The following is a 7,296-nucleotide window of genomic DNA, read 5'->3' on the forward strand; positions in this document are numbered from 1 at the left end:
CTTTCAGGCTGATGAGAAACGAGATGCCGAGCACAGCGATCGCAATCAGCATCAGTCCCGGCCGCTTCGGCAGCGATTTGGCCAGAGACTTCGCCATCGACTTCGTCGGCGTTTTCGATGGCGACTTCGGAATTGGTTTCGGTATCGGCTTCGGTATCGGTGGTCGCATCGTCCCCCCGGTTGAATCAGGCGGAAGACCTTATAGGGCCGCGGCAAGCCGCGCCAGCCGGGCAAAAGACGGTGGAAATCAGCAATCTAAAAGGCGTCGGAATGGGCCGGAGGCCGTGTTAATGTATTGCCGGAATTTAATGTTCGCCCATGCTGCGGAAACCGGGCCACCGGCGCGACCCGATGGATGGACTGGCGGGTTCCCAAAAACATCAAACGCAAACGGTAGCGCTGACTGCGATGACGTTTCAGCGCGAGATCATCCTGACGTCAACGAACGCAGTACCAAGGTCGGCGCGGCGATCCATCGGCAGCAAGATCACCCTGGCGCCAAGGCTGACCCGCGAATGGAGGTCGTTGACGTCGTCATTGGTGAGGCGGATGCAGCCGCAGGACACGTGGGTGCCGATGCTCTCCGGCGCGTGGGTGCCGTGAATGCGATATTCGGTCCCGCCGAGATACATGGCGCGCGCGCCGAGCGGGTTACCCGGGCCGCCGTCATATGCCGCGGCAGACAAGGCTGGCGCGCGATCATCTCCGGCGGCGGCGTCCAATCCGGCCACTCGGCCTTCTTGCTGATCGCCTGCACGCCCGACCAGGTAAAGCCGTCGCGGCCGACGCCGATGCCATAGCGAATCGCCTTGCCGCGACCGAGCACGTCATAGAGATGGGTATTGGGCGTATCGATGATGACGGTGCCGGGCGTCTCGCGCGAGGCGATGAATGCGCTGATATTGAGCATCGTCGTTGCCTGTCTGATCGCCCTTGCTACATCAGCTTTTCCGCCAATCGGCGCTTCATTGGCTCGACCATGTACGGGCAACAATTTCCGGACGTTTGCCTGGAAACGGCAAAACGGCTTCATCGCGTCGGCCATTGTTTCATGACGGTTTCGCGACGGCGGCAGCCGATATCCGCGAAAAAGATTCTTCGACAATTCGATGACGTCACACGTTTGAAATATCAATGGCCGATTTTGCGAGGATGGGAATCGCTGCAACATTCCGGGTTTCATCATGCGGGTATTGATCGCGACCGACGCGTGGCGGCCGCAGGTGAACGGCGTGGTCCGCACGCTCACCTCACTGGCCCGTGCCGCGGCCACCCTCGGTGTCGAAATCGAATTCCTGACGCCTGACGGGTTTCCCTCGATGGGCGTCCCGACCTATCCCGGGCTGCGGATGGCGTTGCCGAACCGGCGAGAAATCGCGCGGCGGATCGAAAAAGCCGCGCCCGACGCGATCCATATCGCGACCGAGGGGCCGATCGGCTGGTCGGCGCGCGGCTATTGCCGCCGCCGCAAGCTGGCCTTCACGACCTCCTACACGACACGTTTTCCCGAATACATCTCGGTGCGGACCGGGCTGCCGACTGCGGTCGGCTACGCCGTGCTGCGCTATTTCCACAATGCCGGCGCCATGACCATGGTCGCCACCAACTCGCTGAAGCAGGAATTGGCGGCGCGCGGCTTCAGCAAGCTCGGCTTCTGGACGCGCGGCGTCGACACCGAGCTGTTTCGTCCCGACGAGCCTGCCCAGCTCGATCTGCCCCGGCCGATCTTCATGACCGTCGGTCGCGTCGCGGTCGAGAAGAACCTCGAGGCGTTCCTGTCGCTGGATCTGCCGGGCTCCATGGTGGTGGTCGGCGACGGGCCGCAGAGGGCCGAATTGGAGCGCCGCTTTCCACGAGCGAAATTTCTGGGCGAAAAGACCGGCAGGGATCTGACCTCGCATGTCGCGGCGGCGGACGTGTTCGTGTTCCCGAGCCTGACCGACACTTTCGGCGTCGTCCAGCTGGAGGCGCTGGCTTGCGGCACCCCGGTCGCGGCCTTCCCGGTGACGGGGCCGCTGGACGTGATCGCCGATCATCCGATCGGGGCATTGGATACCGATCTGCGCAGTGCCTGTCTGCGCGCCCTGAGCATGTCGCGCGACACCTGCCGCAGCTTCGCGCTCGAGCGCTCCTGGGAAAACAGCGCCAGGCAGTTCATCGGCAATCTGACGGCCTTGCATCCAAGCCGGTCGCTGCGGCCGGCGCGCGCGGTCGCCGCCAGAAGCCCGGTGCGCGGCTGAGCACGATCATCATAAGAAAATCATCCTAACGAACAGGGACAGGTGAGAGTTACCATGGCAGAAATCATGAAGCTTGACGGTACGAGGCAGCTCGACTTCGACCGCGAGATGGTCGAACAGGCCTACGACCGCTGGGCGCCGGTCTACGATCTCGTGTTCGGCGGGGTTTTCAGCAAGGGCCGCGACGCCGCCATCCAGGCGACCAACAAGCTCGGCGGCCGCGTGCTCGAAGTCGGCGTCGGCACCGGCATTTCGCTGCCGCAATACGCGCCGCATGTGCGCATTTTCGGCACCGATATCTCGGAAGCCATGTTGAAGAAGGCGCGGCAGCGCGTCGCCGAGTGTCGCCTGAAGAATATCGAGGGACTGGCGGTGATGGACGCCGAAAAACTCGAATTCCCCGACAATTCCTTCGATGTCGTCATGGCGCAGTACGTCGTCACCGCCGTCCCGAACCCGGAAGCCGCGCTCGACGAATTCGCCCGCGTGCTGCGGCCGGGCGGCGAATTGATCATCCTGACCCGTGTCAGCGCGGACGCCGGGATGCGTCGGTTCATCGAGCAGAAATTGCAGCCGGTGGTGCGCCGGCTTGGTTTCCGGACCGCCGAATTCGGCTGGTCGCGCTACACCAAATGGCTGGCCGGCGCCAAGGGCATCGAACTGGCCGAGCGCCGATTGATCCCACCGCTCGGCCATTTCTCGCTGGTACGTTTCCGCAAGACCGAGATTGCCACCGCCGCTTAGTACGGCGTTTGGGAAGGGCGGGTTGAGCAGTTGCGAAGCCCATCAATTCGCCGCGCCGCGATGGGTTTCGCGGTCAGATCGGACGACGGTCCGATTTGACCGCTCGACCCATCCTGGCGTCTTCACGTTTTGACGTTCACGACATGCGTCCGTGCTCGGTGGCGGGGTCCGCGTTCGTGGGGGCATTGAGCGCAACTGCACCTTTCGCACTGCCGCGGCCGGCGCGCGTCAATCGTGAATGGCATATGTCATTATGATGATGTCATATCACCGACATCGAATCGCTGTAAGTCGATCTCGACCTTACCTTGGGGAACAAAATGCTGAACAACTTCCTGGAGCAGCTGCGCGTCCAACGCTGGGATGACCATCGCTATTATCACCACAGCCGGATCAATCAGAGCCTGCACTTCGTCAGCGCGGTCAGCTTCATGGTCGGTTATGTCATGATGTTCTTCGATCCGGTGGCCTCGGCGCTGATCGGCTGGCTGGTCTCGATGACCTCGCGCCAGGCCGGGCATTTCTTCTTCGAGCCGCGGGGCTACGACCACATCAATCAGGCGACCCACGAGCACAAGGAAGAGATCAAGGTCGGCTATAATCTGCAGCGCAAGGTCGTGCTGATGTCGATCTGGGCGGTCTCACCGCTCGTGCTGTATTTCGATCCGACGCTGTTCGGTCTGGTCAGCCCCTGGGTTTCCCCGGCGGATTTCGTGCGCCAGGTCGCCAAGATCTGGCTACTGGTCGGCATCGGCGGCTTGTTGTTCCGCACCGTGCACCTGTTCTTCATCCGCGATGTCGAGACCGGCCTCGTCTGGATGACCAAGATCCTCACCGATCCCTTCAACGACTTCAAACTCTACCGCAAGGCCCCGCTGGCGCTGTTGCGTGGCGAACTGATCGATCCCGGCCTCGATATAATCGAGCACGACGGTCTGGAAGAGCAGCACGCCTGAGCGCGGCGGCGTCGAACCGCCGCAGCACACGAAATGAATAGAGCTCGTCATGGCCGGGCCCGTCCCGGCCAGCCACGTCTTAGGTGCTGCGCGAAAGCAAAGACGTGGATGCCCGGGATACGCCCGGGCAAGACAGAAAGGGCGCGATGGCCCTCGGTACGAGTATGACGGAACAGCCGGGATCGCCGTCAGCGCTTGAACACGCGCCCGAGCATTTCCTTCATGATCTGGCGGCGGATGGCCCTGTTGGTCAGGCTCGGGCCGTGCCACCACCAGCCGTCCTGCTTCATCTTGCCGGCGGCTGTGACAAAGCGCCTGGCGACTTCGGAAAAATCGTCATCGCTGTAGTTCAGGCTGAAGATCAGCCTCCCGGTGCCGACCCAGCTCAGCGCCAACCCCTCGGCGCGCAGATAATATTGCAGCATCCAGTTGTAGCGGGACGGCTCGGTGTAGGAGACCGTCCAGATCGAGGACAGGTTCGCGACCTTGACCGGCAGATCCTCGCGCGCCAGCATCGCGTTGAGCTCGCCGGCGCGGCCGTTCCAGGTTTCCTCGAGACCGTTATAGATCGAACGGAAAATGGGGCTGGCGAGCCGGCTCAGGAACTCGTCCATCGCCATCATGACATAGGGATGCGAGTTGAAGGTGCCGCGGGCGAAGCAGATGTCGGCCGGGCGATCGTCGCGGAAGCGGCGCATCAGATCCTTGGCGCCGCAGACCACGCCGACCGGCAGGCCGCCGGCGAGGCTTTTGCCGTAGGTGACCATGTCGGCCTTGACGCCGAAATATTCCTGCGCGCCGCCGGGGGCAAGGCGAAAGCCGACGAACACTTCGTCGAAGATCAAGACGATGCCGCGCTCGGTGCAGACCTGCCGCAGCTTCTTCAGCCAGCCGGCATAGGCGTCGCGGTCGAAGCCGGCAGTTCGCGAGCTGTCGACCAGCGCGGAATCGCCGGGCGCGTTGGCGTTCGGATGCAGCGCCTGCAGCGGGTTGACCAGCACGCAGGCGATATCGCGCCGCGTCTTCAGGACCTGCAGCGTGCGCTCGGACATCTCGGCGAGCGTATAGGTCTCGTGCGGCGAGACCGGGTTGCCGACGCCGGGCTGCACGTCGCCCCACCAGCCGTGATAGGCGCCGGCGAAGCGCACCAGATGCGAGCGGCCAGTGTGATAGCGCGCGAGCCGCACCGCCTGCATCACCGCCTCGGTGCCGGACATGTGGAACGAGACTTCGTCGAGCCCGGAGATCTCGGTCAGCCGCCGCACATTGTCGGCGACGACAGGATGATAGAAGCCGAGCACCGGACCCAGTCCCTCGGTGCGCTTCTCGGCGTTGGCGATGCATTCCTTGTAGAAGTCATAGCCGAACACGTTGACGCCGTAGGAGCCCGCCAGGTCGTAGAAATTGTTGCCGTCGAGATCGGTCAGCGTCACGCCGGCCGAGGACTGCATGAAGGTGCCGGTGCCGAGGTTTTCGCGTACCAGGCGGCTATATTGAAACGGCACCCGGTAGGCCTGGGTGAATTGCAGGTCGGAAATCCGGGCCGCCGCTTCCGCGGTCATCTGCCGGCTCTTGGCGAAACGCTGCTCGAACAGCGCGCCGAGGCGAAAGAAGCCGTCCTGGCGCCTGGTCGCGACCTCGGGCGGCGCGCCGTCGGAGCGGAAAAAATCGTTGATGTCGAACTCGTAGAACGGGATCAGCCGTGCTACCCGGCGCGACATCTTGGAGTGTCCGGTCAGCGAACGATGCTTGGCGCGCGACAGTTCGAGCCGCGCCTTGACCTTGGGAGCGACGGCGGCGGTCACGGCGACCGCGCCAGCGGTGAGCGAGAGAATCGGTATCGACGAATCCATGCCAAAACCGCTAACCAGTCCTGCTGACAGATTCATGACAGTGAAAAACCTCATCTCCGCCCTGACCGCGCAGGAAGACCTCAACTTCCTGCTGACCAACCGCATCCCGCGCGCCGCGCTGACCCGCTTCATGGGCTGGTTCAGCAAGATCGAGAACCCGCTGATCCGGGACCTCTCGATCGGCTGCTGGCGGCTGTTTTCCGATCTCGATCTGTCGGAGGCCAAGAAAACCCGTTTCAACAGCCTGCATGACTGCTTTACCCGCGAGCTGCGCCCCGGCCTGCGGCCTGTCGATTCCGATCCGTCCGTTGTGGTCAGCCCGAGCGACGCCATCATTGGCGCCTTCGGCACCATCCGGGATGGGGAACTCTATCAGATCAAGGGTGCGCCCTATTCGCTGCTCGACCTTGTCGGCGACCCGGCGCTGGTGGATGCACACCGCAATGGACGGTTCGTGACACTGCGTCTCACTTCCAGCATGTATCACCGTTTCCACAGTCCGCAGGATTGCCATATCGAGCAGGTCACCTTCATTCACGGCGACACCTGGAACGTCAATCCGATCGCGCTGAAGCGGATCGAGCGGCTGTTCTGCAAGAACGAGCGCGCGGTGATCCGTACCCGTCTTGCGAGCGGCGATCCGCTGACCCTGGTGCCGGTCGCCGCGATCCTGGTCGCAAGCCTGCGGCTGCATGTCCTCGATCGCGTCCTCAATGCGCAGACCGTGGGGCCGGTGGTATTCCCTTGTGACGTTGACGTGAAGAAAGGCGACGAACTCGGCTGGTTCGAGCACGGATCGACCATCATCCTGCTGGCGCCCGCGCATTTCGAATTCTGCGGGAACGTATCGGAGTGGTCGCGCATTCGTGCTGGTGAAGCTTTGCTGCGAAAACCGGCGGTGTAATCTCGATTTTGCTTCGTGGCGCCGCTATATCATGGTGAGTCGACCTTCGAAGGCTGGGTATTTCAAACCACATTTCCAACCGGTTGGGACGCGTGAATGGCAAGAGCGCCGATTATGGCGGCGGGCGGCATCGTATTGCGACGGCAACAGCCGCCGGTCATCGCGGTGGTACGCCTGCGCAAACGCGATGAATGGGTGCTGCCGAAAGGCAAGCTCGATAGTGGCGAGACGCCGCGCGCCGCCGCCAAGCGCGAAGTCCTGGAGGAAACCGGACACGACGTCACCATGCACGAGTTTCTGGGCACGCTGGTCTACGATTCCGGCGGTCGCTCCAAGGTGGTGCATTACTGGCGGATGGAGGCCTGCGGCGGCCCGACTCGCGAACTGATGAACGACGTCAGGGCGGTCGACTGGCTGCCGCTCGACGCCGCGCTTGCGCGGCTGTCGCGCGGCTACGAGCGGGCGTTTCTCGAAAATGTCGGCCCGATGGCGCTGGAGGCATTTTCGCGCCGGCCGAAGCCGAAAGCGCCGGCGCCAAAGAAGCGCCGCAGCCGGCCTCTCGCCGCGCCAGTTCCGCCGCCCGCCCAACCGGCGATGCC

The 7,296-nt window shown here is 63.2% G+C and carries 7 protein-coding genes and 1 pseudogene; 6 read left to right on the forward strand and 2 right to left on the reverse strand.

From position 1 onward, the window contains the following. Positions 1-416 precede the first annotated feature (416 nt). Positions 417-886: pseudogene (locus WCB02_RS05640) on the reverse strand (L,D-transpeptidase); the annotation flags it as partial. Here WCB02_RS05640 and WCB02_RS05645 point away from each other — a divergent pair. The 4 genes from WCB02_RS05645 to WCB02_RS05660 all read left to right on the forward strand — a co-directional run bounded on the left by WCB02_RS05645 (position 843) and on the right by WCB02_RS05660 (position 3,940). Further along, positions 843-1,055 carry a hypothetical protein gene (locus WCB02_RS05645; RefSeq protein ID WP_423956860.1) on the forward strand — a complete coding sequence of 71 codons (213 nt, stop codon included), beginning with the start codon at positions 843-845 and terminating at the stop codon, positions 1,053-1,055. The pseudogene WCB02_RS05640 and the gene WCB02_RS05645 overlap by 44 nt on opposite strands. Positions 1,056-1,184: 129 nt before the next feature. After that, a complete protein-coding gene (locus WCB02_RS05650; protein WP_423956854.1) occupies positions 1,185-2,240 on the forward strand; it encodes a glycosyltransferase family 4 protein in 1,056 nt (351 codons plus the stop codon). 54 nt (positions 2,241-2,294) lie between these two features. Then, a complete protein-coding gene (locus WCB02_RS05655) occupies positions 2,295-2,984 on the forward strand; it encodes a class I SAM-dependent methyltransferase (RefSeq protein ID WP_423956855.1) in 690 nt (229 codons plus the stop codon). Between the two features lie 320 nt (positions 2,985-3,304). After that, positions 3,305-3,940, forward strand: coding sequence for a hypothetical protein (locus tag WCB02_RS05660; protein WP_423956856.1), 636 nt, complete (start codon positions 3,305-3,307; stop codon positions 3,938-3,940). Positions 3,941-4,128: 188 nt separating this feature from the next. On the opposite strand, the gene WCB02_RS05665 is transcribed toward WCB02_RS05660, so the two are convergent. Next, positions 4,129-5,793: an aminotransferase class III-fold pyridoxal phosphate-dependent enzyme gene (locus WCB02_RS05665; protein WP_423956859.1), complete on the reverse strand. Its 1,665-nt coding sequence runs from the start codon at positions 5,791-5,793 to the stop codon at positions 4,129-4,131. A gap of 34 nt (positions 5,794-5,827) precedes the next feature. On the opposite strand from WCB02_RS05665, the gene asd reads away from it, so the two are divergent. Together asd and WCB02_RS05675 are read left to right on the forward strand one after the other, a co-directional pair. Then, positions 5,828-6,697 (forward strand): archaetidylserine decarboxylase, encoded by an 870-nt coding sequence (gene asd, locus WCB02_RS05670; RefSeq protein WP_423956857.1) that lies wholly within the window; start codon positions 5,828-5,830, stop codon positions 6,695-6,697. A 96-nt stretch (positions 6,698-6,793) separates the two neighbouring features. Next, on the forward strand, positions 6,794-7,296 hold a 503-nt coding region (locus WCB02_RS05675; protein ID WP_423956858.1), incomplete at its 3' end, for an NUDIX hydrolase.

This window comes from Bradyrhizobium sp., assembly GCF_049581145.1.
Classification (GTDB): domain Bacteria; phylum Pseudomonadota; class Alphaproteobacteria; order Rhizobiales; family Xanthobacteraceae; genus Bradyrhizobium.

What these genes read in the sequence shown, in the direction of transcription:
- WCB02_RS05665 (WP_423956859.1), bottom strand. Translation starts at nt 5,793, where the DNA reads ATGGATTCGTCGATACCGATTCTCTCGCTCACCGCTGGCGCGGTCGCC.
- WCB02_RS05660 (WP_423956856.1), top strand. Translation starts at nt 3,305, where the DNA reads ATGCTGAACAACTTCCTGGAGCAGCTGCGCGTCCAACGCTGGGATGAC.
- WCB02_RS05655 (WP_423956855.1), top strand. Translation starts at nt 2,295, where the DNA reads ATGGCAGAAATCATGAAGCTTGACGGTACGAGGCAGCTCGACTTCGAC.
- asd (WP_423956857.1), top strand. Translation starts at nt 5,828, where the DNA reads ATGACAGTGAAAAACCTCATCTCCGCCCTGACCGCGCAGGAAGACCTC.
- WCB02_RS05650 (WP_423956854.1), top strand. Translation starts at nt 1,185, where the DNA reads ATGCGGGTATTGATCGCGACCGACGCGTGGCGGCCGCAGGTGAACGGC.